This window comes from Polyangiaceae bacterium (genome assembly GCA_020633205.1).
Lineage (GTDB): Bacteria > Myxococcota_A > Polyangia > Polyangiales > Polyangiaceae > JAHBVY01.
Window position 1 is genome coordinate 73,361 of record JACKEB010000018.1, and the last position, 25,689, is coordinate 99,049.

Sequence of the window (25,689 nt, forward strand, 5' to 3'; positions counted from 1 at the left end):
CCGCCGCTGAACGTTCTGAACGACGCCCGCGGTGCGGATGCGTCGCACGCGGTTCGCCATCAGGCTGGGCAAAGGGTCTCACGAGATGAGGACACTAGCCGAGCAGCGAGGGGTTGAGAATGCTTTACGCTGCGACGACCTAGTCATCGCCCCACGTTTTGGTCACTAAAACGCGGCGAAAAGCTCGGCGACCCACCAATTGCCCTTCTCGTCTTGCACAATCCCGATGCCAACCTCTTTGAACCCCGGGTGCAGCAGATTGCCGCGATGGCTCGGACTCAGCCAAAGCGTGCGGTGGGCCCGCTCCAGCGTCCGCGCTCGCGCCACGTTTTCTCCTGCGAGCCGCGGGGTGAGCCCCGCCGCCACGATGCGCTGCTTCGGGTTGCCGTCTCCCACGTCGTGGGCCAGCTGGTTCTTGTCGCGCATCGCCTCGGCATGAGCCCGTGCCAGCTTATCGAGCTGCGGGTTGCCTCGGAGCTTCCCCAAGCCTTGACTCGCCCGTGTCGCGTTGAGCCAGGTGAGTAGCTGAGTTTCCGGTGGACCTTCCACTGGGCCTTCGCCGGGGACGGGGCTTGCGTCGGGGGCGCTCGGAGGATCGACGTCTGCGTAGAACTCGACCTCCAACAGTGGTCGGGGACCCGACCCCGTGGTCGCCAACAGCTGGGCGACCCAGCGCCCGGGTTGATCTGCGCTGAAGCTAGCGGTGACACCCGATGACGAGAGCGAAGTGAGTACGTTCTTCGGGCGCCCACCAGGGCCCAACACCACGAGCTGAGCGTCGCTCGCCTGCACCCGCAGGTGGGCCTCGAAGCGGACAAAGGTGCTCGTGCGCTGCCGTAGCGGGATTGCTCGTTGCAGGTCGGCCAATGCATCCACCGCGATCAAGGCCAGCACCTCGTGCTCTCCGTTGCTCACCTTCGAGATGCCACAGCGCACCTGACCTTCCGCGCGGGAACGACTGACCCATGCCTGGATCCTCTTGACCACGTCGTCCTGGTCCAGACTTCCGCCTTCGAGCGTCCAGACTCGTGGCCAGACATAGGGCGATCCTTGGCTACGAAGCGCGAAGACCACCTCAGCCATGTCGGGCTCCGGCGCCCCTCCAAGCTGAAGGTTCGCGACGTGTGTCGCCACCCGATGCAGTGCGGCCTCGCCTTGACCACAGGCCTGGAGGTACGCCTCCGTGGAAGGATCTGGCGCCGGGGCGGCTTCTGGTGGCTTCGCGAACTGCTGCCAACTCAGCGGCTGATCGAAAACTGGTTCCGCGGGGATAGGTTCCAGCGCGGGCTCCTCGGGCGCCTCGATCAGGTTGGGTGGCAACGGCGTTTGCGGCGGGTTGCAGCTCAGGCAGAGCGCGAACATCGCGCTCAGGCCGCCGACGAGCCAGGGTCGCGTGTCAGTCCAGAACGGCATGTTCGACGTAGTCGATCAGCGCTCGATGGTGCTTTGGGGGAGCGACGCGAAGCCACTCCGGGCGGTGCCGCCCGATCACGTCGAACAGCACGAAGTCCGGGAGCCGACCCGAGCTCGCGAGCGACATCCAGGGGTCTCCCATGCCGAGCGGCGCGGCTGGGGGAGGCTCAGGAATTGGCGCCGCCGCGGACGGTGGGCCTGGCGGTCCTCCGGGTGGAGCGGGTAGCGGCGCACCGGGCGGCGCGCTCGGGGGTAAGCCCACGGGAGGACCAGGGGGAGCCGGCGGCTTCGCTCCGGACGCTGCCTTCGCCGGTGGTGGTCCGGATTGTTTCGGGCCAGGCACGCCGGGAGGCGCGTCTTTGGGCGTCGCCACAGCAGCAGTTGACGCGGCTTCGTAGCACATCAACTCCTCCCCCATACTCAGGCGGTATGGGTTGGCGAGGCCAAGCATGCGGCGTCTGAAGTCTGGCTCGTAGCGCAGTGCCGCACGGCAACGAGCATAGGCGCGGGCCGCTGGTGTTGGCGGGGTAGCGATGCGTACGTAGCCGTCGCGGCCCACGTCGATCAGGCTCGGAATCGGTTCGGGGCGCGCTTGGAGGCGAAAGTAGCGCTTCGCGATCGCCCATGCGCGCGGGCTGGTTGGGTAGAGGGCGAGCGCGATTGCGAGCTCGTGTCTTGCCTCCGGAAGTCGTCCTTGCCGCGCGAATACTTCTGCGAGGGTGCGGTGGCCGTCAGGGCTCCGCGGATCGATCTGCAGCGCCCGCTTGGCCGAGGCGATGGTCCCTTCGTCGTTGCCCCGCGCGCGCTGAACCTCAGCGAGTAGCAGCCACAGGGCGGGGACATCGTTCACGTGGGTCAGAACCCCAGAGAGCTTCGCCTCGGCTGCCGCCCAGTCCTTCTTGGCGAGGTCTGCGTTTGCTCGATCGATGTCGGCCTGTGCCGCCGGAGGCGGCGTGGCCCACACCAGCCCGATGTCCGACTCCGAGTTCGACACGGCGCGGACCCAAGGATCCGGTTCCTCCGGTGCTGCGGGGCCATACTGCGCGGTCCAGTTCGCCAAGCTCGCGTCATTTAGATCACTCATGACGTAGAGCAGGGGGGAGCCGGCGATCGTCTGGTCAACTGCTGTCCTGGCCTGGCCAGCGCGGGTTGGATCGAACGGCGGCGCGTTTGCGAACACGAAGCGGTCCAGCGAGGGGTAGACCCGGCGGGCCGGCGAGGAAACGGGGACGGGTGCGGGGGCGTCCAAGAACTCACGCTGCGCCGCGGAGTACTCTGGCAGCCACGAGGGAAGCGCGGCGGCCGCAGGGGCATCCAGCGTGGGGACGCGCGGTTCGGGGCGCGCTCGGTGCGGGTGGCAACCGCACACAGTCACCGCAATCAGGCCAGCAAAAGCAAGGGATCCAGCGCATCTAGCGCGGTGCTGGCGGAGGGCTCGGGGCATCTCAGGTCGGGTGTACCACCCCCCGCCTCAGGGAACCACCGCCGCTGGGCTCGCCAACCATGCCGGCGCCGAATCCCGCGCCTCGAGTCGACCAAACCAGGTTCCCCTGGTAGGTTCAGCGCATCCATGGGCCGGTTCACCACAGCTGCGAAGGTTGGGCTCTTCGCTGCGGTCATGGTGGTCGCGGGCTTCTTGATCTGGCGTTTCGTCAACAAGACCGCGGCCTCCCGCAATGGCTACACCGTTTACGTGCTGCTCGACGACGCGACGGGCATCGCCAAGCACTCCCAGGTCAAGATCGCTGGTATTCCGGTCGGCAATATCGACGACGTTCGCCTTGAAGGGGGCAAAGCACGTGTCGACATCAAGATGCAGCCCGACGTCCCGCTGTTCGAGGACGCCGCGGTCGCCAAGCAGAGCTCTTCCTTGCTTGGAGAGTACTTCCTGGCGATTGCGCCAGGCACCGACGGCAGGGTTCAGCTCGAGGACGGCGACCGCATCAAGAACGTCATCGAGGCGGCGACCACCGATGAGATCCTGAAGGATGTTCGCGACATCGCGAAGAAGGTGAAGCTCGTCGCAGACAGTCTTGCGGACACGGTCGGAAGCGATCAGGGCAAAGACAACATCAAGGAGACGCTGAAGAACCTGGCCGAGGTCACGGATCAACTGAACAAGACGGTCAAAGAGAACCGCACCAGTATTCGCAACATCCTGACGAACGTTGAAGGCATCACCGCCAAAGGGGCGCCAGAAGTAGATGCCATCCTCAAGGATGTCCGGGCGGTGACCACCGAAGTCCGGAGGCTCACCACGACCGAGGGCAAGGACGGCAAGCAAGACCCAGGCGAGATCCGTCAGATCATCAGCAAGCTCAACAAGGCGAGCAGCAGCTTGGAGCGCTCCCTCGACAACATCGATACCGTCAGTGGTCGGCTTGCTCGGGGGGAGGGAACACTTGGGCGGCTCACCAAAGACGAAAAGCTGATCAACGAGATCGAAGGCATCACTGAAGACGTGGGTGACTTCGTCGGTGGGATCAATCGCCTGCAGACCATCGTTGGGCTTCGCACCGACTATCAATTCTTGTCGAGCACCGTGAAGAGCTACGTAGAGCTCCGGTTGCAACCTCGAGAAGACAAGTACTACTCCATCGAGATCGTCAACGATCCGCGCGGCTTGACCCGCTACGAGCAGACTGACGTCGACTCCACGAACCCCAACGACCCGGCGCACTATCGCGAGATCCGTACGGTAACGACGAACGCCTTCCGCTTCTCCTTGCAGTTTGCTCAGCGCTTCGGTCCGCTGACCGGGCGCTTCGGCATCAAGGAGTCGACGGGTGGTGTCGGGCTCGATCTGGCGCTCTTCGACGACCGCTTCGAGCTGCGCCAGGACCTGTTCGGCTTTGGTGAGGTGATTCGGCCGCGCTGGCGTATCGGATTGGGCTACGAGTTCATTACTCGACTTTGGCTAATGGGCGGCGTCGATGACCTCCTGAACCCCGACCGGCGGGACTACTTCGTAGGTTTGAACCTGATGTTCAACGACGAGGACTTGAAGAGCATCCTGCCCTTCGCGCCGTCTCCGTGAACACAGACGGCGCCGAAACGCGTGACCTCAGCGCGCTGGTTGGCAATCGCTGGCGGAGCCTTTGCCGCGCCTGCGGGTGAACCTCACCCCCAAACCCAGAATCAGGAGCGACCACGGGGGATGCTGTCCCGGCTTCCCTGCTTGGCGACAACCACACCCGCTATCATCGCTGGCGCCCGGTTGTTCGCCTGCAGCGCCCCCGGTGCCAAGTTTCCCTGCGGAACCGCCGCCGGTTCCCCCGGGGGAGGAGGTGCTGCCGCCTCCACCGCTTGCAACGCCAGATCCGGCGCTGCCCGCTTCGCCTGAGCTGCCTCCGCTCATTGCTCCGCCGGCGCCACCACTCGCGCCCCCCGCGCTGCCGCCAGCTCCAGCTGCGCCGCCGGCTCCAGCTGCACCGCCGGCTCCAGCTGCGCCGCCGGTTCCACCCGTGCCGCTTCCGCTGCACGTGGCCGGGAAGCCAAGTACCGCTTCGACTGACGAGCTGCTTCCAAACTTCACATATGCCTTCGCGTAGATGACATCAGACTCCGTCAACGCAACCGCCGGGTGGTGGGTGACGTTGACCCATAGTCGATCGAGAGTCGCGTCTGCCGTTCCGTCGCCGTCGAAGTCGAGCGGGTCGCCATTCGTGACGATCTTGGTAGAGCTCTTGAGGTCCGTGGGGTTGCAGCCGAAGTAGAGCGTGCGGTTGATGGGTGTCGGCGGGTGAGACCAGATGTGCGCGACGTGTCCCTGATCGTTGAGAGCGAGCCCTCGCACGTCGGCTTCGTTCAACAGGACGGGCCCGGTTGATAGGGTCTCACCTTCTTGCAGTGCGATCTGACCGTCGTAGACGATGACGTAGTCCCTGAGCGGGACCGCCGTGGTGTCGCCAGCAAACATCCAGTGACCCCCGCTGTTGATCGCCACGGTATCGAAAGTGCGCCAGTTGCCTTCACGGCCGTTGAACTCGTTCTCGGTGGCGACGCGCACGCCATCCACCACGAGCGCACTCACGTTGTTGGCGTCTTTGACGTGGACGATGGTGTGTCCACCTTGGCGAGACACAGCGAAGCGGTCTTGGACTCCGAAGGCGTTGACCACGAAGCCTGTGAGGTTGTCACCGCCCTTGATGAGCGGAACGGTGTTGGCCGCTGTGCGGTCGGAGGAGCGGAAGAGCGCGCTGCCCGAGCTGTCGGTTCCAGATTGGCTGATCAACGAGTAGAAGTAGGCTGCTCCGGCCTCGTCGAGGGTGGTGTTCTCGATGGACCAGAGCTCCACGTTCGCAACGAAACCTGGCGCCGCGTCGCCGACCTCGACGACCTTTCCAATGTCCGAGTACACGGCGGAGTGGCCATTCAGCGTCGCGGGAAACGCCCAGTTGCCAGCGTCGTTTCCGCCATTGAGTAGCGTGCTGCTTCCTGCAGCAGAGACCGGGTCGCTGCCCTGAGCCGTGTAGAAGACGACCTGATTGCCAATCCAAACGTAAGCGTCGTTGGACGTGAGAGAGCCCACGACCACCGGCTTACCCTGTGCCGTGACCGTTGGCGGGCTCAGCGATCGGATCCCCGAACCATCTCCACCGCTCGCAACTTGGTTGCGCTGCAAGATCAGCGTTGCGCGCACGACTTGTTGCGCCTGGGCATGGATCGACGGCAGCGTCGCTCCTACACACGCTGTCAGGCAGAGCAGGTGTTTGCCGCCGCGGAAATGCGATCTCATCGCCCTGCGGTAGCGAATCTCAGCACGGTTGTCGACGACTCCAGCACTCGCAAAACCGTGAGAGGATCACAACCCCTGAAAATTCGCGAGCGTGGGGAAACCGAGTGAAGCTCGAGAAGGCGCTTTAGTCACTCGGCCTGACTCCTCGCTCAACTCCGGCGCTGAGACGCGCGGCGCCGTCGGCGACCTGTCAGCCAAACCCCAAGGCCGAGCACTAGCCACGCGGATGTTCCGTAAGGTGACTTCCCCGCCTGGCGGCAGCCGCAACCCGAGGTATCCCCGGACTCAGATTGCCCTGCGGAACCTCCGCTCGCGCCGGCGCTGCCGCCGGTATCCGTGCCTGCACTGCCGCTCGAGCCGGCATTGCCGCTTGAGCCAGCATTGCCGCTTGAGCCAGCATTGCCGCTGCCAGCATCGCCGCTCGAACCAGCGCTGCCCCCGGACCCAGCCGCGCCTGCATTCCCGCCGCTCCCGTTACCTTCCAGCTTGCATGCCGCCGAGCAGCCGTCCCCATCCGTCGCGTTCGCGTCTTCGCACTCTTCCCCTGCGGCCCGATTCAGTACGCCGTCGCCGCATTCAGGCAGCGAGCAGTCCGCATCGCAGCTCGCGCTCTCCCCGGCGGTGTCGCACGCTTCACCTGCCGCCGTGTTGAGCTCTCCGTCGCCGCAACGTGGAGCCGTACAGTCTGCGTCGCAGGTTGCGGTCGCAACACCACCTTCATCGCAGACTTCGCTTGCGCTGACGTTGATCTTCTTGTCGCCGCAAGTCGCGAGGGTGCAGTCTGCGTTGCACGTCGCCGACTCGCCGGAGGTGTCGCACTCTTCATTGGCGCCGCCGTTCGTGACGCCGTCCCCGCATTGGCTAAGCGTGCAGTTGGGATTGCAGGTGGGCGATCCGTTGGGCCCGTCGTCGCAGGCTTCTCCCGCGCTCGCGTTGTGCTTTCCGTCACCACACGCTTGCGCAGTGCAGTCCGCATTACAGGTCGCGGACTCCCCGGTGTCATCACAGGCTTCACCCGTCTGAATCGCGCCGTCCCCGCAGCAAGTCACTGGGAAGCCGACGATGGCCTGAATGTCGCTCGCCCCAAAGTTGATTTGGGCGCGGGTGTAGATCACGTCGGAGTTAGTGAGCTGAACGCCGCTGCCGATGTTGGTCGCTGTGTCTATGCGCTTGAAGACCGCGTCGGCCACGCCATCGCCATTCAAGTCGAGCTCGTCGTTGGTCGAGACCACCTTGCGGGAGTTGCCGAGGTTTGTCGGGTCGCAGCTGTAGAACAGGGTGCGAGTATTGCTCGGGTTGTGTCCCCAGGCATGGGCCACGTTGCCCTTGTCGTTGATGCTGATGCCGTACACCGACGCGGGGTTCAGTAGTTGCACTCCGTCCAATGTATCGTCTTCTCGCACGGAAATGGATCCGTCGTAGGCGATGAACTCGTCCCGAATCGTCGCTGCGTCGCTGTCTCCGGAGAACACGTAGTGGCCACTGGAGTTCACATCGACGAAGTCGAAGTTGTCCCAGTTGCCCTCCGTACCGTTGGGGTCGCCTTCTTTCGCGATCAGGGTCGAGTCCAGGCTGAGGCCTTCGGTCCCCGTTGCGTGCACCCTGGAGATCACGTGGCTGCCGTTGCTAGACACTGCGTACCAGGGCCGTAAGCCGTACTGATCCAGCACGAAGCCACCGAGGTCATCGCCGGTTTTCAGCAAGGGAGCGGTGTTGGCGAGGGTTCGATCTGTAGAGCGGTAGAGCGCAGTGGCTACGGTGACGAAGTTGTCGCCTACGACGGCGTAGAAGTAGGCAGCTCCCGATGCGTCGAGCTTCGGACGGTCGATATTCCATACGATGAGTCCGCTGCCAAAGCCCGGCGCAGGGTCGTCCACCGACAGCAAAGGTCCCGCGTCGGTATAGATAGTAGAGGATCCATTGATCTGCCCCTGCATTACCCAATTCCCAAGGTCGTTCGCGCCGCAGGACCCCTGCGTGGAACTTCCGTCGGGAAACAAAGTGGTCGGGCCCTGAGAGCCGTACCACACCACCTGATCGTTGACCCACACGTAGGCGCTGTCCGAGGAGAGCCCGCCGACGATGACCGGCTTGCCCGATTCGGTGGCTCTGGGGTAGCTCAACGACTGAATTGCCGTACCGTCGCCGCTCGCGGGGCTGTCTCCGGCCCTGAGGATCACGGTTGCGCGCACCGGTTGGGCTTGGGCAACTCCGCTCCCGACCAGGAGACTGAACAAACAAGCCGACGACCGGAGCCAGCCTTGGGGCCCCGCTACAAGCAACTTCATGTCTTATGGACTAGCCGATCCACGGTCCCCAGTCGACGCTTCGAGGCGGCCGCCGACCCGGAGAGCTCAGTAACTGTCGTCGATGGCGGTGTGGTTCTCAGCCGCGCGGATTTCGTCGTAGAGGAGCTCCCCCGTGCCGGCGACCCCACGCATGAAGAAGCCATCTGCAGGCTCGCTGCAGTCACATGCGAGCTCCACGAGCGGGTTCTGCAGCTGACCGATCGCGTAGCCCTCGCTGGTGGCGCGCTGATACAGCCGGGCGACGCGCGCCGCGAAGTCATACTCATAGGTGAGCATGACGATGGCGCTCTCGTTGAGAGTCAGCGGGCTGTACTGCTCCGTTTGGCCGCACTTGAGGCCCAGGTGGTGCTGTGAGTTCAGGACGATGCCGGGGTAAGTTGCGTTGCCCGCCGCGGCGTTGCCGCGCATGGGTTGGAACACGAGCGTGCCCTCGGTCGATACTGGAGTCCTGTAGTTGAGCAGGAACTCCACCCACAAGTCGGGCGTGGGGCTCAGACAGCCGGTACAGGCGATGGATTCCTCGCGGAACAGCTGGATCCACTCTTTGCTTGCGCCAATCTTGAAATCGCAGTCCGCGGGCATCGTTCCCTGGAGGGGCGTTAGCCGAGCGTCGTCCTTCGAGCAGTCACCATCGTTTGTCCCCCCACTTTGGTCTGCGGCGTCGAAGTAGAAGAACAACTGATTGCCCGAGTCGGGACCCACAGGGGAAGCGTCCGTGGCGCAGAGACCCCCGTCGGTAACCCCGCCGGCGCCTGCGCTCCCGCCGCTTCCGCTGGTCCCGGCTGTTGAGTTTCCTGCGCTGCCGCCAGCCCCAGTGCCCGCGCTAGCGGCACTTCCCCCGCTGGCGCCTTCGCCTCCACTGCCGGCGCTGCTCGTTCCGGCGCTCGACGCCCCGGCGCTGCCACCGCTCGCCACGAGCTGCTTCTCATCGCCGAAATCGAGCGCCAAGGTGCACGCGCCGAGGCACAAGCCGACCGCAACCAAGGTCAACGACTGCTGGGCCGTGGGTCGCTTCCTCGAGTCTGGCTGAACTCCGCCCGAATCGGGTCGGCCACGCGATGAGCCGCGAAACATCCTGCAAAGGAGCTATCACGCCGCCTCGAGTGCAGCAACGCGAGCCTCTGTGCTGGCCCGCTCGACGCTTCCGTGGCACCAATCCCGCGCTTTGTCCCCCACCGAGAGGTCCTCGAGTTTTCAAGCGCCGTCATTGGGGCCTCCGCCCGCGCGCATGGGGGAGCCGTGAACACTACCGAAGCGGCTCCGCAAGCCCTCCACGGCACGCCTGCTGCAGATGCCTTTCGGATCAACCTCTCGTGGCTCGTCCGCATGCGCTGGTTCGCGATGTTCGGTCAGGCTGTGGTGATCACCGGAGTCACCTGGTTCATGGGGGTGGAGCTGCCGTTGTTGCCTGTGGGGGTGATTCTGGCGCTCGAGCTCACCAGCAACCTGGGCTACGTGGGATGGCTCAGGCAGGAGCCCGAAGTTTCCGAGCGGATGCTTGTGGCGCTGGTTGCTTTCGACCTGCTGCTGTTCACGCTGCTGCTCTATTTCAGCGGCGGTCCCCAGAACCCCTTCTCGTTTCTCTACCTCATCCACATCGCCGTTGCTGCTCTGGTCGTTCGCCCGAAGTGGACCTGGGGTCTCGTCTTGCTCGCGCTGTTCTGCTCTGGCGCTTTGTTCTTCGAGAACGTTCCGCTGCACATGGCGGGCAGCGATGGCATTCCGTTCAAGGCGCATCTCTACGGGATCTGGGTCGCCCTCGGAGTTGGCGCGACCTTCATCGTCTATTTCATGCAGCGGGTAAACGCGGCCTTGCGGTCACGGGAGGCCGAGCTGGCTGCGGCAGAACAGCGCACGCGACGATCTGACCAGCTCGCGTCACTAGCCACGCTCGCGGCGGGCGCAGCGCACGAACTCTCGACTCCGCTGTCGACCATCGCCGTGATCGTGAAGGAACTCGACCGCGAACTGGGTCAGGCGGGGGTGGACGATCGCCTACTCGGTGACCTAAGACTCATCCGTGAACAGGTGGAGCGGTGTCGGGAGATCCTGATCCAGCTCTCCAGTGACTCCGGCACCACCCACGCGGAAAATCAGAGCCGCCTCGAGCTGCCACTGCTCGTGAAGCGCGCGTTGGAGAATTTACAGGAAACGCAGCGAGTGGACGTGGTGTTGAGCGACGACGCTCAGTCCTACGCTGCCCGCGTACCGGAGCGGGCTCTCGTGCGGGCGCTGCGGGGCTTGATCAAGAATGCTCTAGACGCTTCCTCCGGGCAAAAGCGCGTGAAGGTGGAAGTAGCCGTGCTCGCAACGGGCTGGCGCTTCGAGGTGGTGGACCGCGGTACGGGTATGAGTGAAGAAGTGTTGCGCCGAGCGGTAGAGCCGTTTTTTACGACCAAGGAACCCGGCCGAGGCATGGGCCTCGGCCTATTCTTGACCCGGGCTGTGGTAGAAGGACTGGGTGGCCAGCTCCTGATTCAGTCTCAGCCAGGCGAGGGCACCCGCGCGACGGTGCTGCTCCCTCACAGTGAAGACTCAGCCAACAAGGCAACTCAAGCATCGGAGTGATGCAAAGAGAACGGAACGGAGGCACGATGGACGGCGACCTGCATCAAACCTCGATCCTGGTGGTCGACGACGAAGAGATCTTTCGTGATCGCTTGGTGATGGCGTTCAAGAACCGCGGCTTCTCCGTGCGTGGCGCAAGCAACTACGACGAAGCCATGCGCCTGGCTCACGACGACCCGCCGGAGCTCGCCACAGTCGACCTGCGGATGCCTGGGCACTCAGGGCTCGAGTTGGTGAGAGAACTCAAGAAGCTCGAGCCCAGTATGCGCGTCGTGGTGTTGACCGGCTACGGCAGCATTGCCACTGCCATTGACGCGGTGAAGCTCGGCGCGACCCACTACCTGCAGAAGCCCGCTGACGCCGATGAGATCTTGGCGGCGTTCCAGCGGGACGCCGAGGCTCCCCTCAGCGATCCGACTGAGGCTCCCAAGGCGCCGAGTCTGGCGCGAGCGGAGTGGGAGCACATCAATCGCGTGTTGAGCGACTGTGGCGGCAACATCTCAGAGGCTGCTCGGCGTCTCGGGATCCATCGACGCTCGCTTCAGCGCAAGCTCCAGAAGTACCCGCCGCTCAGCTGATCCCATCAGGCGTCGACCAGCACGCGGACCATCGACAAGCTGCCACTCACGCCTTTGAGTTCGGCACTGAAGGGCGCGCTCGGGGCCGCCCCCTGCAACCACCCGTGTTGCAGCGCCTTCTTCGCGGCCTCCTCGGTGAGCACGATTTCGCCTGCGCCTGCCTTACCCTGTAACCGCGCGGCAATGTTCACGCTCTGACCGAAGTAGTCGAGGATGTTGTTGGCGTTCACGGAGTAACAGGGACCCGAGTAGACCCCGACTTTGAGGCGCACCCCGCTCGCGTCGCCTTGCGCCGAGCGAAACTGCGGCATCGCTCGATGCATGGCGACCGCGCAGCGGATCGCTTCGCCTTCGTCCACGAACGCCGCCATGACGGCGTCGCCGATGGTTTTTACCACGCTCCCGTCGTGCTCCGAGATCGTCTCCCTGAGCACGTCAAAGTGGTCGAGCACGACGCGAAACGCCCGCGCGTCACCGAGCGCAGAATACATGGCTGTGCTGTCAGTCAAGTCCGTGAAGAGCAGTGCCACGCGGCCCACCTTGAGGCTCAGCCCTGGCCGCAGGAGCTGCGCGGCAAAGCGACGCCTGAACGCCTCCAGGGTGCTCACCACGTGCGCCGTGGCAGACTGATCTCGGTACACCAAGCTCTCGAGCTTGACGTGAGATTCATTATCCGCGTGGAATGCTATCTCGAGGTCGGCGCCGGGTGCTGCCTCCACTTCTCGATCGTCATCGAATGCTTCGCCCCGCACGGTGAGATGAACGTGCTTCGGCGCACCTTCACGAACTAGCAACGAGCGAGCGCTGCCGCCGCGGACGAACAGCCGATAGCGCGCTTCGCCTGGGGGCGCCTCCAGGTGAGCGACGCCTTGGGGATGCAGAATCGCTTGAGCCAGCACATGCGGCGTACGCGCTGGGCCGCCGATGCAATACGGCCCCACGTCTACTGTGCGTACTCCGGCAGCTGGACAGAAGGTCGCCTCCACCGCTCGATCCAACTCGAGCTCGTAGTCGATATCGCAAAACTGACAGTGCGCAGCCGTGCTGAGCTCGACCAAGCTCTCGAGTCGTTCTGAGCCCGTGCGACAGCTGGGGCACACCAGGTCCCAAGACAGCTCGAGCAGCCCGGCGTTGACCGCGCACAGGCACACCTCGAGCAGCTCTCGGCGCTCGGTGCCCCAGCGATCTGCTAGCTCGAAGGGACGTAGGCGATCGATTTCCGGGTCCGGCGCTGTCTTCACGAGCTGGATCAAGCGCTCGGCCAGCTCCGAGTGGAGCTCAGACTCGTGGTAGCCGAGCTCTGGATCTTGCATTTCTCGATGTAGGTTGTCGCACGCGCGAGCGAGCAGATCCGGTCCCAGATTGGGCACGAAGCTCGAGAACTCCGCCTGTTGCCCGGCTTGTAGCTCGGCGTCGATGGCGGAGAACTCGCGCATGACCTTGTTCACGCTGCGCTTCACCTGCATGGCCATGATTGGCCGGAGCAGCGCAGACTTCGGCACGACCCGAACCGTGAGGGAGAGCCGAGTGCCGCCTCCCTCAATTGGTTCCAGGCGGAAACGATTTTCGATTTCCTTTGTCAGGCCCTTGCGTACTACACGGCGCACCTCGAAGCGCTTGTCCTTCTGCCACTCGAAGGGGCGCTCCTCGTATTCCAGCGGGAAGCCGGCGGCGACGGTCTTGATGACGAAGCGAGCCGCGCTCTCGTCGGAGTTTGCCTCCACCTCGATGCGACCGAGCCCGATCGCGCGGTTCATGCGTTCGGTGTCGGTGATGATGGGCCACAGACGATCCGCGCTGGACTTGCACTCGATGCTGCGCTCGACCTCGATGTCACTCATGTTTCGTCTACCGGAAGGCCTCGCTCGCCGCCCTGGCTCGGCACTCCTCCCCGGCGAGGGGACGATAACCTTGTGCTAGACTGCTCTCAATGTCGGCACCCATCGCGTTGCAAAATTGCTTCCCAGACGGCTCGACCAGCCGCCGCGCCCTTGAGCTGGCGCAAGCGCTGCGGACCACCGCAGAGCGACTGCTGACCGGCGCAGACTACCGTTGGAGTGATCTCGGGCGCTGCAACTGCGGTCACCTGGCCCAGACGCTGACCCAGCTCAGCCAACAGCAGATCCGAGAGTTTGCCATGCAGCGCCCTGGCCTCTGGGCAGAGCAGATCGTCGAGTACTGCCCGACGAGCGGCTTCCCGATGGATGTAGTGATCGGCAGCATGCTGGAAGTCGGCGCGACGCTCGACGACATCCGGCACCTCGAACGCCTCTCTTCGCCGAAGGTGTTGAAGCGCATTCCCGTTGGCGAACGGCTCGAGCTTTCGTATCGCAACCATCAGCACGTGGCGCGCTATATGGTCGCTTGGGCCGAGCTGCTTGAAGAGCAGCTGGGGCAGCTGCGGGGCTCCTCACCCCAAGAAATCCGTGAGGAAAATCCAGGAGCATCCACGCCGGAGAAGCTGGCCGCGGAGTAGCTTCCGGGTGGCGCGCGCTCAGAACTGAATCCAGCCGACGGTCTTCGCCGCGATCAGCGCCGCGCAGGCTTCCTTGCGGCCGATCACTCGAGCGCCGTCCACGTCGGGCTGGGTGAGAGCCGAAATCGCGTTCTCCAGGGTCGGGCTGCTCTTGCTCAGCTCGGGCAACCGCTGCATGGAGCTTGGTGCAGTGCCACGCTCTCGGCGATCCAGGGTGGCCTCGATGCGTGGACCGGGGAGGATGTGTGTGGAGAGGTTCGGTAGCAACGTTGCCGGCTCGCCTTGGCCAAGCAAGATCGCACCGGCCATGATCGGACTCGCAAGGTCCAGATCAAGCTTGAACTCGACGTGTCCTGGCGTTGTTCCGCGGTAGAACGCCACGCCGCCTTCGCTCCAGCTGCACATGGTGGCGACCCGGTCTCGGCCTTGGTCGCGGATCGCACGGAACAGATCGTGAGCGTCCACCAGGTGGAGGGAGATCAAGGTGTCTCCCAGGCGCCCACCAAAGTTCTTCAGCAGCCTGAGCGCTTGTTCGAGATCTTCACGGGAAAGCGCTCCGCGGCGCACCAGGTACTCCCCCAGGAGTTCTTCCCGTGCGGAACTGGCGACGTGCAGCAGACGGCCGCCGCGCAGGTAGATTTCTTTGCGCTGAGCTCGGTCGGCGCCTTTGCGCAGCACGAACAGGCCGCCGGTCTCGCGCCGTTGACGCATACGAGCGAGCACCGCGAGCATGGGCATGGTGCCTAGGTCGCACACGAAATCCGGCACGCCGGGTTCGAACATGCGTCCCGTTGCGGCGGTCGTGGATGGCAGCAAGTGGCGCTCGAGCTCGTGAATGTCTCCGATGCGGCGGAAGCCCTCGCCCATCAACGCCACCTGATCGTCGGGGCCCAAGTCGCCCGTGGCTATCATCTCCACCAGCTTCGCGAAGGTCACGGAGCTCATGACGGTACCGCTCACCCGACGCACCTGACTTGGCTCTTCGGCGCCGGTGCGTTGGCTCGGCGGGTGCTCGAACGTGGTGTGGAGCTCTGCTCGCGTCGCGGCCTCGCGACTGCTGTAAGGCGATGGCTCGAGCTGTGCGGAGCGAGTCACCTGGGACTCCGGGTGGGGCCCATCCTGTCGCGCCGGCTCTTCCCCCGTGAAGCTCGGAAGTGCCTCCCGCGAGACGGCGCGTGCTGCCTTCATGCGCTGCACCGAGTCCCGCACGCGGCTCTGCAGGCTCTTGGCTAGGCGACTCGAGTCCCGCGCCCAGCTCACCCACTCGGCGAGCATCGCCTGCAGCTCCACTTCGGAGGGTTGCTCGAAGGCTTCGAGCGCGTGCGCGAGCTCAGCACCGTCTGCGAAGCGATACGCGGGATCCGGGGTGAGCGCCTTCTCCAAGATCGGCTGCAGCCCACGCGGAAGCTTGTGCGCGTTGGCGCGTAGCGGCTCGATGTTGCCGTCGCGAATCGCGAGTAGGATCGCGAGCTGCCCAGAGCCGGGGAAGATGCGTTCACCGATCAGCATCTCTCCCAGGCTGACCGCCAGGCTGAACAAATCCGCGCGGCGATCCACGGGCTCTCCGGCCACTTGCTCCGGGGCAAGGTAACCGAGCTTGCCCTTCAAACCGTATGAGCTGGTGTTGCCAGGGGCGCTGGTGGGCTTCTCGTCGAAACGCGCGATGCCGAAGTCCCCGAGCTTCACTTCCCCGGCGACGGAGAGGTAGATATTCGAAGGGGTGACGTCGCGATGCACGATGTTCAGCGGATGACCGAGGCTGTCCGTGGTGCCGTGCACCGCCGCCAGGGCCAGGGCGATGCGCCGCGCGATGTAGATGGGTAATCCGGGCGGAAAAGGTCGGCCCTCGGTCTGGCTGAAACGCATCAAGCGAAAGGCGTCGACGCCGTCCACGTACTCCATCGCGAGGAACGGTTCCTCGCGCACCATCCCCGCGCCGAAGACGTGCACCACCCCAGGATGTTTGACCCTGCGGTGCAGGTCCGCTTCGCGCTCCAGGCTCTCGAACTCTTCTTCGCCGAGGGCGGTTGGTAGGAGGCGCTTGATCACCAGGCGCGGTGCGGGAGATGAGCCGGTCTTGGGGCGGGCGACGAAGACTTCGGCGCTGCCTCCGACGGCGATGCGTCGCTCGAGGATGAAAGGCCCAAACGGTACTTCGCGCTGATACTCCGCGGGTTCCAACGAAGCGCGCGAGCTACGCTCGCCTGTCGGATGTGCGTCGCCCTCGCCCACCCAGGCATTATGGAGTGTTTGCTGGCGCTTGGCGACTGAGCATGCGCCCTGGAGTTGGTGGGGGCAGGCCGCTCAGATTAGCGACCAACGCGCGCGCACGTGTCGCGTTTTTGAGTGTGTCCACGCACGGTTTCTCCCGCGCACGGCGTTGATGTCCAGGGCCCCAATGCTGGTTTCAGGCCGGGGCCGCCGCCCCCGCTGGCCCTCACCAGGGGATGCAAGTAGGTTCCCCGCGATGCAGCGGAGACCCGCCAACCTAGCCAAACTACTCGGAGTCATCCTGAGCGCGCTGTTCCTCGGCTTAGGCGGTGCCTGTCAGGAGAAGCCGAAAGAGCAGCCCTCACCGGAGCCCAAGGAGCCGTCGCTCCGATTGTTCGCCGTCTCCAACCTTGCTGGCGCTCTTGAGCCCTGCGGCTGTCAGAAAGACATGCTCGGCGGCGTCGACCACCTCGCCGCGCTGGTCGAGCAGGGAGAGAAGGTCGCGCCGACGCTAGTTGTCGGTGCGGGGCCATTGTTCTTCATGAATCCGGGTCTCGAGGAGAGCCGCAAGACTCAGGACACTTGGAAGGCCGAGGCGCTTGCGCAGAGCCTCAAGGACGTGGGCGTCACGGCCTGGACGCCCGGGTTCAATGACTGGGCGGCTGGGCAGGCAGAGCTCGGGAAGCTGACGAAGACTTCCTCAGCGGATCTCCTGGCGGCGAACCTGAGCGGCGTGGCAGGCGCAAAAGCCACACGCCTGGTGAAGGTTGGTAATTACCAAGTGGGAATTGCGGGGGTGAGCCTGCCGAAGCGCGACGGGGACCTCCCGAGCGGTGTCGAATCGAAGGACCTCACGCCGGCGCTCAAAGCGGCGGGCGACGAGCTGAAGAAACAAGGCGCGCAGCTCTTGGTGGCGCTGGTGTCGGCGCCGCGCGGCGAAGTGCTACGCCTGGCGGAGCTGGCGGAAGGCTTTCAAGTCCTGGTGGTTGGCAAACCGTTCGACGAAGGCGAAGCGAACGACAAACCCGTCCCCCCGACGATGGTGGGCAAGACCTTGGTCATCCAAGGCCAGAACCATGCGCAGTCCGTCGCGCGCGTCGACATCTACCTGCGAGATGGCTCCTTCGAGCTACAAGATGGCTCTGGGCTGAGCGCACAAACCGAGCGCGAGAGCCTGCAGGGACGTATCGCCGACCTCGAGAAGCGTATTCCCGTGTGGGAAAGTGCGAAGTCGTTGCCACCAGCGGAGTTGCAGAAGAAGCGCGCCGACCTTGCCGACCTAAAGGCGAAGCTCAAGCGATTGCATGAGGTGAAGGCGCCCGTGAAGGGAAGCTTCTTCCGTTACGAGCTCGTGCCGGTGAAGGAGTCCGCTGGCGAGAGCAAGAGCGTCGCGGAGCTGTTCGCTAGCTATTACAAGCGCGTCAACGACCACAACAAGGAAGCCTTCAAGGACCGCATGCCGCCTCCAGTCCCCGAAGGCGGCAGCGGCTACATCGGCGTGGAGAAGTGTGCGTCTTGCCACACCGATGAGTTCAAGTTCTGGAAGACCACACAGCACGCTGGCGCCTACGCCACGCTCTCGACTCAGCACAAGGAATTCAATCTCGACTGCGTCAGCTGTCACGTCACCGGTTACGAAAAGCCCGGCGGCACGACGGTGACTCACGTCGAAGGACTGACGAACGTGCAGTGTGAGGCGTGCCACGGCGCGGGGGAGAAGCACGCGAAGGATCCGAAGAAGGCGGGACTCATCACGCGCACGCCGCTACAGACACTTTGCGCGGGTAGCTGTCACCATCCGCCCCATGTCTCCGAGGACTGGGACGTGAATCAGGCGTGGCCGCACATCATCGGTCCCGGTCACGGCAAAGACTAGTCAGCCGCGGGGCGCACCGGACGCCACGGATACCCAGAGTCTGTCAGCGGAACGTCACGGTTTCGCGCGCCGCGGTCGAAGCGCTTGGTGCCCTCCGAGCAGTGGGTAGAATGCGCGCCCATGTTGGACTTGCCCCGTCTCGAGAGCATCCGCTTGAAGGCGCGCCCACGCATCCAGCGAGTGGTGGCCTGGAGCATCCTGTTCCCAAACTACGCTCTGCCGCCGCGGGTGAAGATCCGGCTCGAACACATCGAGCGGTTGCCGCGCGAGCCGGTGATCTTCGCAATGAACCACACGGATCGCTACAACTACTGGCCGTTTCAGTATCAGCTCTACCGCGAGCACAATCGGTTCACCGCGACCTGGGTCAAAGGCAAGTACTACGAGAACGCGTTCGTCGGCCGCTTCATGGAGCTCACCAACAACATCCCAACGGTGAGTCGCGGCTACCTGATCACCAAGGACTTCATGCTCGCCCTCAGCCGCAAGCCGAGCGACGAGGAGTACGAGACCTTGCGCAACTGGGTCGACAAGGCATCACTTGATGCAAGCGCGGAGTGCGAGACGAAAGCGAGCCTCCCGAGTGAGCTCCTCGAGAAGCCCCGGAACACACTGGGCTTGGACTACGACCCCAGCCGTCAGACCTACGCGGCGTACATCAACGCCCTGTTCCTGCGCATGATGCAGCGCTTCAACCAGCTGAACCGCGAGACCTTCGAGAAGGGGCTCGACCTGCTCGTGTTTCCCCAAGGCACCCGCTCGATCAGGCTATCCAAGGGCCACATCGGGCTCACTCAGATCGCGTTGAAGTTCAAGAAGCCGATCGTTCCGGTGGGCTGCAATGGGAGTGATCGGTTGTATCCCGGAGGAAATCCGCTGGCCAAGGGCGGGGAGGTTGTCTACCGTTTCGGCGAGCCGATCCCGTACTCGGAGCTTTCGGAGTTCCACATCGCAGAGGACTACGAGCCGTTCACGGCGGAGGCGGAGCACCGCTACCGGGACAAGTTCCAAGGCGCGGTAGACATCGTGATGGACCGCATCAACGACTTGCTTGATCCCGAGTACCAGTACTCCGAAGACAAGCGACCGGAAGGCGTGCGGGGCGCCAAGCGCTTCGTTTGATGCAAGGGTACCGCAGCTGACGACGCTGCTCCTCCCCCACAAAAGAAGGCTGCCCAGGACCTTGAACGGGCCTTGGGCAGCTCGAGCGCCAGAAAGCGCATTGTTGGGAGCGCCCGTGGACGCTCCGTTTCTATTTTTGGGGGTGAGGGTCAGCCGATGGCTACCAGCGCCAACTTCGAGACCACCTCTGGTAGGAGTAGCGTTACGAAGTACGCGAGCCACAGCTTGCCACCTTGTAGACCCGTTGCCGTGCGGTAGCTCTTGAACAGGTTCACGAAGTACAGAGCCAGCACCGGCAGCATGGCGATGGCTACGGCCAGGAGCAGCGGGTTGAAGGGGTTTAGATCCGTGGGGATCGCCAGGGCGAACGCCGCGACGATCATCAACAGCCAGCGGGTGCTCACAACGGCCAGGGCGACGTCCAAGAAACGAGCTTGGCTCCTGAGCGAGCGCGCGAAGGCGTATCCAACCAAGATGGTCGGCGGAACACTGACCGCCCAATCGATGAGGCCGGTCGCGAAGCTCACTGACCGCCCGCTGACGTGAACATCCATCGCCCCGTCGAAGCGCACACCGACCGTGAAGGCGATGAGCTGCAGCAGCGTGACGGCAAGCGCAAGGCTCGCGGCTCCGCTCGTCGAGAGCGCGCCAACCGGGTCGAGATACCAGCGCTGCTTTCGCGCCGGCCGCTCCAAGGCGCCGAGCAGGCTCTCTGCCTCCTCCCTGGAAACCTGACCAGAGGCCATCATCTCCAACACTCTTTGTTGCGGCGTGCTCATGACTCAATCTCCTTCAGTCGGCGGGCTCCTTCTTCCGCCGTCATCTTTCCACGTGCAATTGCGTCGAGGACGGCGTGACGTTCCGCATCGGGATCCCGACTCTCCGCCTCGAGCTTTGCGATGATCTGGTCGAGCCGATTGCGAATGGTGGGGTAGCTCTGACCGCGCAGCTTCGCGACCTCCTTCAGGCTGCCGGATGCCTTCACGAACATCAGCACAAAGGCGAGCTCATCGGCGTCCAGGCGCAGCAAGCTTGGCAAGGCGAAGCTGCCCTCGAGCTGCGTGCCACAGCGCTCGCAATCGAGGCGCGTGACGCGTAGCCCGCCCCGACAGGCGGGGCACTCCGTAACGAGTTGTGACATGGGGAAAGCATACGGCGAGCTTTAATATTATCAACTCGAGCATTAATAAAATTGATCATTTGGTGAGTATTGTTGAAGTTCGCTGCTCGCGCTCCCTTCCCCAAGCGGATGAGGCGCCAGACTGCTGCGCGGTGGGGCAGGCCGCCGCGCAGCGGCAGCCTTTCGCCTGACAATGCGGGCCTCCGAGTTGTGCACGGGACTTGCAAACCTACCTCCCGTGACTTCCCCGAAGAGCTTGTCCCAGTCTCAATACCTCTCACCCCCGCGCCGCTTGAATCCCCAGGGTAATGAGCGGCGCCTTGGTCTCGAGTTCGAGTTCGTTGGTGTCTCCCTCGAGCAAGCGGCGGACGTCGTGCGAGACGTGTTTGGAGGTGAAGCGCGCCGTGAGACCGAGTTTCACTGGGTCGTCGACTCGCCTGAGCTCGGCGAGTTCAGCGTCGAGTGCGACGCGAAGTTCCTCAAGGAGAAGCAGTACGAGGATGCCGCGAGTCGCCTGGGTCTGGAGCTGAGTGAAGAGGAGAAATCCCGCTTCGCGGAGCTGGTCCTGGAGTACTCGGACCGCGTGGTGCCGAACGAGATCGTGACACCGCCACTCCCCCTCCAGCGTATCGGCATGGCCGATGAACTGAACCGACGCTTCGCGAAGGCCATGGAAGGCTCCCCCCTCAGTGTCGCGCCCTGCGGGCTCCACATCAACGTGGAGGTGGCGTCTTTCGAGACAGCATGGATCCTCGCGGTAATGCGTGCCTACGCTCAGAGCTATGAGCGCATCGTCAGCGACTCGGAGGTCAGCTTGCTGCGCCGGGTGTTCCCGTACATCAAGCCTTATCCTGCTCTGTACGTCGCACAGCTGGAGGACCCTGAATACAAACCAGACCAATGGACGTTGATCGAGGACTACGCGCGCCTCGTCGGCACACGCAACATGGGGCTCGACGTCCTGCCGCTGTTTGGCTACCTCTCCGGCGATCAGCTCGAGCGACACGACCACCTGGAACACGAGCTGATCAAGCCCCGCCCGGCCTTTCACTATCGGCTGCCGAACTGCCGTTTGGGGGACCCGGACTGGAGCGTCGCCCAGGAGTGGAACCGATGGGTGAGCATCGAGCGGATTGCTGAGGCCGCGGAGTTGCAGCGCCGGAGGCTGGCGAGTTGAGCCGGCCGCGCATCTTGGTCACTGGACCCGACAAGGGGGGCGCGGCAGCCTGGTGGTTTACCGCTTTTGCCGTGTGGATCCAGGGTGGCCACCCGATCCGCTCGACGCCGAAGCGTGTCACTCCGGAGGCTTGGGACGCTCTGGTGCTCGGAGGTGGCGCGGACATCGATCCGAGGCGCTTCGGTCAAGAACTTGGCAAGCTTGGTGAGCAGCATCGTCGTGCGGGCTTACTCTCACGAATGGTGGCGATCTGCGTGCTCACGCTACGCAAGCTCTTGGGCCTCGCATCGTCCAGACACCGCTTGGACCCCGCGCGAGATGCGGCAGAGACGCGATTGCTCCACCAAGCGTGGTCCCGAGGCGCGCCGGTGCTGGGGATCTGCCGAGGAGCCCAGCTAATCAATGTGTTCTTTCGTGGCTCGCTCTACACCGATTTGGCGGACTTCTACCGCGAGCGCGCGAACGCCCGCAGCGTGCTGCCCACGAAACTTGTACGCATCGGAGAGGGGTCGACCATGCAGCGCATCGTGGGGACGGACCGTCTGCGGATAAACGCGCTCCATGATCAAGCCATGGCCGAGATCGGCAGCGGTCTAGTGGTTAGCGCGTGTGAGCCGAATGGTGTCGTCCAGGCGATTGAGAGCCTCGACCCAGCGTGGCCAGCGCTCGGGGTGCAGTGGCACCCCGAGTACTTACCTCAGCGAGCGGAACAGCGTCGCTTGTTCGCCTGGTTGGTCGAAGCAGCGCGCGCTCCAGCATCGCGACCCGCCTCTAGCGCTTCGCCCCCCTCAGCGCGCCTGCAGCCTACTCCAGCGGAATGAAGCTCAGGTTCATCAGGCTACTGGTGTCGAGACCGGTGTGCAACGTTTCCACGCCATCCGTACGGAAAGCAGCTTTGACTGTGTGTGTCCCGGAGGAAACGGGAGCCAGGCCGACGATCGTGACGACTTGAGGAAGGTTGTTGTTCTGGGACTGAATGAACGCGGTGGCGAGCGAGACATCGTCCAAGAAGACGCCGATAAGGCCCTTGCGTCCGTTGCCTGTCATGAAGGCGCGGTCCACCTGAAGTGAGAAGAACGCCGTTCGAGCTTCGCGCAGGCTGAACGTTTTGGCGCTGTTTCCGAGTTCCACATAGCTTGCAGAACTCGTGCTGAAGGTGCCCGTCGCGTTTGAACTCACCATCTGGGTTCCCGGCTTGAACACGACGGCCTCGAGCCTCAGGTCTGGATCGTCGATGCGGGCGGTCCCACTACTCACCTTCCAGTTGAGCTCGAGGTCGCTTGGCGCGCTGATAGGTCTCGTGGCAAGGAGGTTCACTGCCTTGCTCGAGCCCTCGTGATAGAAGCTGCCGTTGGCGATCGTGGTACCGCCGAGAGCCAACTCGAAGGAGTTGGTTCCGCTGTCTGAGTTGCGTGAGGCGGGGATGAGCGCGTTAAGGAGGGCGACTTGTCCACTGCCGGGCACGTTGGTCTTCGCGCCAGGGACCAAGCTGAACGTCGTACTGTCGGTCGTTGCACCCCCAAACGGGGCGAATACGGCGCTGTGATCGTAGATCGCCAGCGAGTTCAGCAGTGTGACGGTTAGCTGTGTGCGCTGGTCAGGAGTGAACGACGGGTCTTCATCGGTGTCGGTCTCAGCGAGTATCTGAGCGGAGCTGCCGACCGCCTTTTTCCAGACGGCTTTTATTTCATGCGTGCCATTCGGGACATCGAGCACGGCGGTGATCGTCGTCGGGCCCGGTTGCCCCCAGTAGGCGCTTTGATTCACAGCCTGCGCGTATACTCCGCCATCGAGTTCGATGCCTATCCAGCCTTGGCCGTACACGTTCTCTGCGGCGTCGCCTCCAAGGGCTGGGACGAAAAGCGTCACCAGGGCGCGAGTCGTGGGGCCAGTCCCGTTCGCCTTGAAGGTGATCGAGTTCAGATTGGGGATCGGAACATACGTTTCCGAGTCCGTCGTCACGGGCCCGCCGGCGCTCTCCGAGGTCAGTGCGGTAGCGCATACGATATCCACTGGAGGTGAAGCCACCGATGCGACGCCGCTCCCTCCTGAACGTATCCTGCAGAGCTGTCCGGTGTAATTCCCGACGATTCGAATGTCATAGGTGGATCCGTCGGGAATCGAAAAGTCGAAGTTTCCATTGTTCATGACGCTGAACTTGCCGGTCCCGTTGTTCTCCAACTCGAGATTGCCGGCCTGCATGTAGTGCACGACACCTTGGAGCTGCACCCCGCCCGCACCGCCGGTCCCTCCAATTCCGCCGGTGCCAGCGTCGATGCCTCCAGTGCCGTCGCCTGCGGTGCCTCCGGTACCTGCTCCGCTTCCGCCAGCACCGGCGTCGATCCCCCCAGCGCCCGCGCTGCCCCCGCTTCCTCCAGTTCCAGCGCCGCTGCCTGCAGTTCCGCCTGTCGCGCCAGAGCTCCCTCCCACGCCACCGGTGGCGGCACCAGCGCTCCCCGCGGTTCCTCCGGTTGCTGCGCCTGCAGTTCCGCCGGTTGCTGCGCCTGCGCTTCCGCCGGTTGCTGCGCCTGCGCTTCCGCCGGTTGCTGCGCCTGAGGCACCTCCGGTTGCTGTGCCCGCTGTTCCGCCGACGCCACCGCTTGTTGCGCCAGCGCTCCCCCCGCTGCCTGTGGTTCCGGCGCTTCCCCCGGTGGCAGAGCCGGCGGCTCCTGAACTTCCGCCGACTGCCACCGTTCCTGCGCTGCCTCCCGTCGCGCCGGTCCCTACGCTTCCGCCGCTGCCTCCGCTTCCGCCGCTGCCTCCGCTTCCGCCACTGGCTCCGGTTCCGCTGGTTCCTGCGGTCGCTGAACCACCGCCACCACCTGCGTCATCCGATCCACAACCAGAGAGAGCGGGTGCCCAGAGCAAGCACGCAGCGGACAGGTAGCCAAACCTCGCGAGAGTTCGCCGGGAAATCAGGATTTTCATTTGGAAAACACACTCCTCAAGGGCGCGCAGACTCTCCATCGGCGCCGATACACCCGCGATTACACGTCGCCGAGCGATGGAATCTGCCGGTCGTCTTTGAGAGGAGCTCTCTCAAATTTGGGAGTGCCTTCGCGGCGCTAGCTACCCTTGGTTGCGTAGCGCATCTGCCTCTGTTCGGAGGCGCGCCTACTGCGCGGCGACAGGGGTATCGAGGCCTTGGCGAATGTCGAAACCCAGGGCGCAGGCGTCCATGCCTCGTGCGTAGCGGATGCGCGTTGCCTCGGGGATCCAGTCTGGCGAGACGCGGCTCCTGCGGCGCAGCAACACTCGATCGCTCTCCAGGTCGATCAGGCTGACTCTCACGCTATGGGGCCGCTCCCCGTCGAGCTCCACTGTCGCGCCCGCTTCGCCTGGCTCATCGAAGACCGCGAGCAGCAGCTCAGAGTCGAGCGCCTTGAGCGCGGCGGGGACCGGCGCTCGCGCCTGTTCTCGCTCGAGGCTCTCCAACACTCGCAGTTCGCTGGTGCGTTTCACTCGCTCGAGCCACTCGCTCTGCATGTACGGGAGACCTTGGTAGGCGGTGTTTAGCGATGCGGCGAACCGCGTGTCCCAGCCGAGGCGCTCGTCGCCAGCGTAGGCCGTACGAACACGAGAGAGCAGCGTGCGCTGACCTCGATCCTTGGGGGGAGAGAGAAAGCACAGCAAGAAGGCATCGCGACTCGACGCTCCAGCCAGATCCTTGGCCGGCGTTCCTGCTCGAGCAGCGGCCAAGTCCGTGCGCAAGTAGTAGAGGTTGCGGCGCAGGGTGTCGCTCAGCTGGCGTGGATCCTTCAGCTCGGCGCTCGTGAGATCACCCCCATATTCGCTGCTCTCCCGGGTCAACCAGGCTTGAACCTTGTTGAGCCGCGTGAGTCGCTTGTCTGAGGTGGGAAGCTGCTGCTGCTCGACCTCTTGCTCGAGGCGGGCTTTGCGTGCCGCGAATGCAGCGTTGTCTTGTTTGAGCTGGGACAGCAACCACGCCACGCACACGATACAGATCGCGGGGACGGCGAAGCGCAGGCTCACGAGCATTCGACGTTTCCACGCGGATGTATGATGTCCGCCATGCAGGCTCCGCTCGATGCGTGCCGCCAGCGCCGGATGCATGCGTCGGTTGGTGAGCAACGTCGGCAT

Annotated in this window: 19 protein-coding genes; 8 read left to right on the forward strand and 11 right to left on the reverse strand. The window is 64.1% G+C overall.

Annotated elements, in window-relative coordinates; translation table 11 throughout:
- Positions 1-165 precede the first annotated feature (165 nt).
- Both H6718_28530 and H6718_28535 read right to left on the reverse strand, forming a co-directional pair.
- Entirely contained in the window at positions 166-1,413 is a 1,248-nt protein-coding gene (locus H6718_28530) for a CAP domain-containing protein (GenBank protein ID MCB9589394.1), read from the reverse strand.
- Complete coding sequence (locus H6718_28535) at positions 1,397-2,497, reverse strand: hypothetical protein (GenBank protein MCB9589395.1); 1,101 nt, start codon at positions 2,495-2,497, stop codon at positions 1,397-1,399. Before H6718_28535 ends, H6718_28530 begins: the two co-directional genes overlap by 17 nt.
- 486 nt (positions 2,498-2,983) lie before the next feature.
- Between H6718_28535 and H6718_28540 the strand changes: the two genes are divergently transcribed.
- Positions 2,984-4,450, forward strand: coding sequence for an MCE family protein (locus H6718_28540; GenBank protein ID MCB9589396.1), 1,467 nt, complete (start codon positions 2,984-2,986; stop codon positions 4,448-4,450).
- A gap of 27 nt (positions 4,451-4,477) precedes the next feature.
- Here the strand turns inward: H6718_28540 and H6718_28545 are convergent, their stop codons facing one another.
- The 3 genes from H6718_28545 to H6718_28555 form a co-directional block, all read right to left on the reverse strand.
- Positions 4,478-6,151 (reverse strand): hypothetical protein, encoded by a 1,674-nt coding sequence (locus tag H6718_28545; protein MCB9589397.1) that lies wholly within the window; start codon positions 6,149-6,151, stop codon positions 4,478-4,480.
- Positions 6,152-6,300: 149 nt separating this feature from the next.
- Positions 6,301-8,439 (reverse strand): hypothetical protein, encoded by a 2,139-nt coding sequence (locus H6718_28550; GenBank protein MCB9589398.1) that lies wholly within the window; start codon positions 8,437-8,439, stop codon positions 6,301-6,303.
- 66 nt (positions 8,440-8,505) lie between these two features.
- Entirely contained in the window at positions 8,506-9,534 is a 1,029-nt protein-coding gene (locus tag H6718_28555) for a hypothetical protein (GenBank protein ID MCB9589399.1), read from the reverse strand.
- A 165-nt stretch (positions 9,535-9,699) separates the two neighbouring features.
- On the opposite strand from H6718_28555, the gene H6718_28560 reads away from it, so the two are divergent.
- Positions 9,700-11,028, forward strand: coding sequence for a HAMP domain-containing histidine kinase (locus H6718_28560; protein ID MCB9589400.1), 1,329 nt, complete (start codon positions 9,700-9,702; stop codon positions 11,026-11,028).
- 26 nt (positions 11,029-11,054) lie between these two features.
- A complete protein-coding gene (locus tag H6718_28565) occupies positions 11,055-11,606 on the forward strand; it encodes a response regulator (GenBank protein ID MCB9589401.1) in 552 nt (183 codons plus the stop codon).
- A 5-nt stretch (positions 11,607-11,611) separates the two neighbouring features.
- On the opposite strand, the gene H6718_28570 is transcribed toward H6718_28565, so the two are convergent.
- Positions 11,612-13,447 carry an SRPBCC family protein gene (locus H6718_28570; protein ID MCB9589402.1) on the reverse strand — a complete coding sequence of 612 codons (1,836 nt, stop codon included), beginning with the start codon at positions 13,445-13,447 and terminating at the stop codon, positions 11,612-11,614.
- A gap of 89 nt (positions 13,448-13,536) precedes the next feature.
- Here H6718_28570 and H6718_28575 point away from each other — a divergent pair, with 89 nt between their 5' ends.
- Complete coding sequence (locus tag H6718_28575) at positions 13,537-14,082, forward strand: hypothetical protein (GenBank protein ID MCB9589403.1); 546 nt, start codon at positions 13,537-13,539, stop codon at positions 14,080-14,082.
- 18 nt (positions 14,083-14,100) lie between these two features.
- Here the strand turns inward: H6718_28575 and H6718_28580 are convergent, their stop codons facing one another.
- Positions 14,101-16,263: a protein kinase gene (locus H6718_28580; protein MCB9589404.1), complete on the reverse strand. Its 2,163-nt coding sequence runs from the start codon at positions 16,261-16,263 to the stop codon at positions 14,101-14,103.
- Between the two features lie 286 nt (positions 16,264-16,549).
- Here H6718_28580 and H6718_28585 point away from each other — a divergent pair, with 286 nt between their 5' ends.
- The gene (locus tag H6718_28585; protein ID MCB9589405.1) at positions 16,550-18,169 is read left to right on the forward strand and encodes a hypothetical protein; all 1,620 of its coding nucleotides are present in this window, start codon (positions 16,550-16,552) and stop codon (positions 18,167-18,169) included.
- 120 nt (positions 18,170-18,289) lie between these two features.
- The gene (locus H6718_28590; protein MCB9589406.1) at positions 18,290-19,291 is read left to right on the forward strand and encodes a 1-acyl-sn-glycerol-3-phosphate acyltransferase; all 1,002 of its coding nucleotides are present in this window, start codon (positions 18,290-18,292) and stop codon (positions 19,289-19,291) included.
- Between the two features lie 149 nt (positions 19,292-19,440).
- Here H6718_28590 and H6718_28595 read toward each other — a convergent pair whose 3' ends face one another.
- Both H6718_28595 and H6718_28600 read right to left on the reverse strand, forming a co-directional pair.
- Entirely contained in the window at positions 19,441-20,070 is a 630-nt protein-coding gene (locus H6718_28595; protein MCB9589407.1) for a hypothetical protein, read from the reverse strand.
- Positions 20,067-20,432 (reverse strand): DUF2089 domain-containing protein, encoded by a 366-nt coding sequence (locus H6718_28600; GenBank protein MCB9589408.1) that lies wholly within the window; start codon positions 20,430-20,432, stop codon positions 20,067-20,069. Before H6718_28600 ends, H6718_28595 begins: the two co-directional genes overlap by 4 nt.
- A 217-nt stretch (positions 20,433-20,649) precedes the next feature.
- On the opposite strand from H6718_28600, the gene H6718_28605 reads away from it, so the two are divergent.
- Both H6718_28605 and H6718_28610 read left to right on the forward strand, forming a co-directional pair.
- Positions 20,650-21,588 carry an amidoligase family protein gene (locus H6718_28605; protein ID MCB9589409.1) on the forward strand — a complete coding sequence of 313 codons (939 nt, stop codon included), beginning with the start codon at positions 20,650-20,652 and terminating at the stop codon, positions 21,586-21,588.
- An 11-nt stretch (positions 21,589-21,599) separates the two neighbouring features.
- On the forward strand, positions 21,600-22,409 hold the full coding sequence (locus tag H6718_28610) for a gamma-glutamyl-gamma-aminobutyrate hydrolase family protein (protein ID MCB9589410.1): 810 nt from the start codon (positions 21,600-21,602) through the stop codon (positions 22,407-22,409).
- Here H6718_28610 and H6718_28615 read toward each other — a convergent pair.
- Together H6718_28615 and H6718_28620 are read right to left on the reverse strand one after the other, a co-directional pair.
- Positions 22,393-24,516 (reverse strand): hypothetical protein, encoded by a 2,124-nt coding sequence (locus H6718_28615; protein ID MCB9589411.1) that lies wholly within the window; start codon positions 24,514-24,516, stop codon positions 22,393-22,395. The two genes, H6718_28610 and H6718_28615, sit on opposite strands and share 17 nt — an antisense overlap.
- A 186-nt stretch (positions 24,517-24,702) precedes the next feature.
- Complete coding sequence (locus H6718_28620) at positions 24,703-25,689, reverse strand: hypothetical protein (protein ID MCB9589412.1); 987 nt, start codon at positions 25,687-25,689, stop codon at positions 24,703-24,705.

Excerpts from the sequence above, each read along its gene's own strand:
- H6718_28530 (MCB9589394.1), bottom strand. The coding sequence starts at position 1,413 with ATGCCGTTCTGGACTGACACGCGACCCTGGCTCGTCGGCGGCCTGAGC.
- H6718_28535 (MCB9589395.1), bottom strand. The coding sequence starts at position 2,497 with ATGAGTGATCTAAATGACGCGAGCTTGGCGAACTGGACCGCGCAGTAT.
- H6718_28540 (MCB9589396.1), top strand. The coding sequence starts at position 2,984 with ATGGGCCGGTTCACCACAGCTGCGAAGGTTGGGCTCTTCGCTGCGGTC.
- H6718_28545 (MCB9589397.1), bottom strand. The coding sequence starts at position 6,151 with ATGAGATCGCATTTCCGCGGCGGCAAACACCTGCTCTGCCTGACAGCG.
- H6718_28550 (MCB9589398.1), bottom strand. The coding sequence starts at position 8,439 with ATGAAGTTGCTTGTAGCGGGGCCCCAAGGCTGGCTCCGGTCGTCGGCT.
- H6718_28555 (MCB9589399.1), bottom strand. The coding sequence starts at position 9,534 with ATGTTTCGCGGCTCATCGCGTGGCCGACCCGATTCGGGCGGAGTTCAG.
- H6718_28565 (MCB9589401.1), top strand. The coding sequence starts at position 11,055 with ATGGACGGCGACCTGCATCAAACCTCGATCCTGGTGGTCGACGACGAA.
- H6718_28570 (MCB9589402.1), bottom strand. The coding sequence starts at position 13,447 with ATGAGTGACATCGAGGTCGAGCGCAGCATCGAGTGCAAGTCCAGCGCG.
- H6718_28575 (MCB9589403.1), top strand. The coding sequence starts at position 13,537 with ATGTCGGCACCCATCGCGTTGCAAAATTGCTTCCCAGACGGCTCGACC.
- H6718_28585 (MCB9589405.1), top strand. The coding sequence starts at position 16,550 with ATGCAGCGGAGACCCGCCAACCTAGCCAAACTACTCGGAGTCATCCTG.
- H6718_28590 (MCB9589406.1), top strand. The coding sequence starts at position 18,290 with ATGTTGGACTTGCCCCGTCTCGAGAGCATCCGCTTGAAGGCGCGCCCA.
- H6718_28595 (MCB9589407.1), bottom strand. The coding sequence starts at position 20,070 with ATGAGCACGCCGCAACAAAGAGTGTTGGAGATGATGGCCTCTGGTCAG.
- H6718_28600 (MCB9589408.1), bottom strand. The coding sequence starts at position 20,432 with ATGTCACAACTCGTTACGGAGTGCCCCGCCTGTCGGGGCGGGCTACGC.
- H6718_28615 (MCB9589411.1), bottom strand. The coding sequence starts at position 24,516 with ATGAAAATCCTGATTTCCCGGCGAACTCTCGCGAGGTTTGGCTACCTG.
- H6718_28620 (MCB9589412.1), bottom strand. The coding sequence starts at position 25,689 with ATGCCGACGTTGCTCACCAACCGACGCATGCATCCGGCGCTGGCGGCA.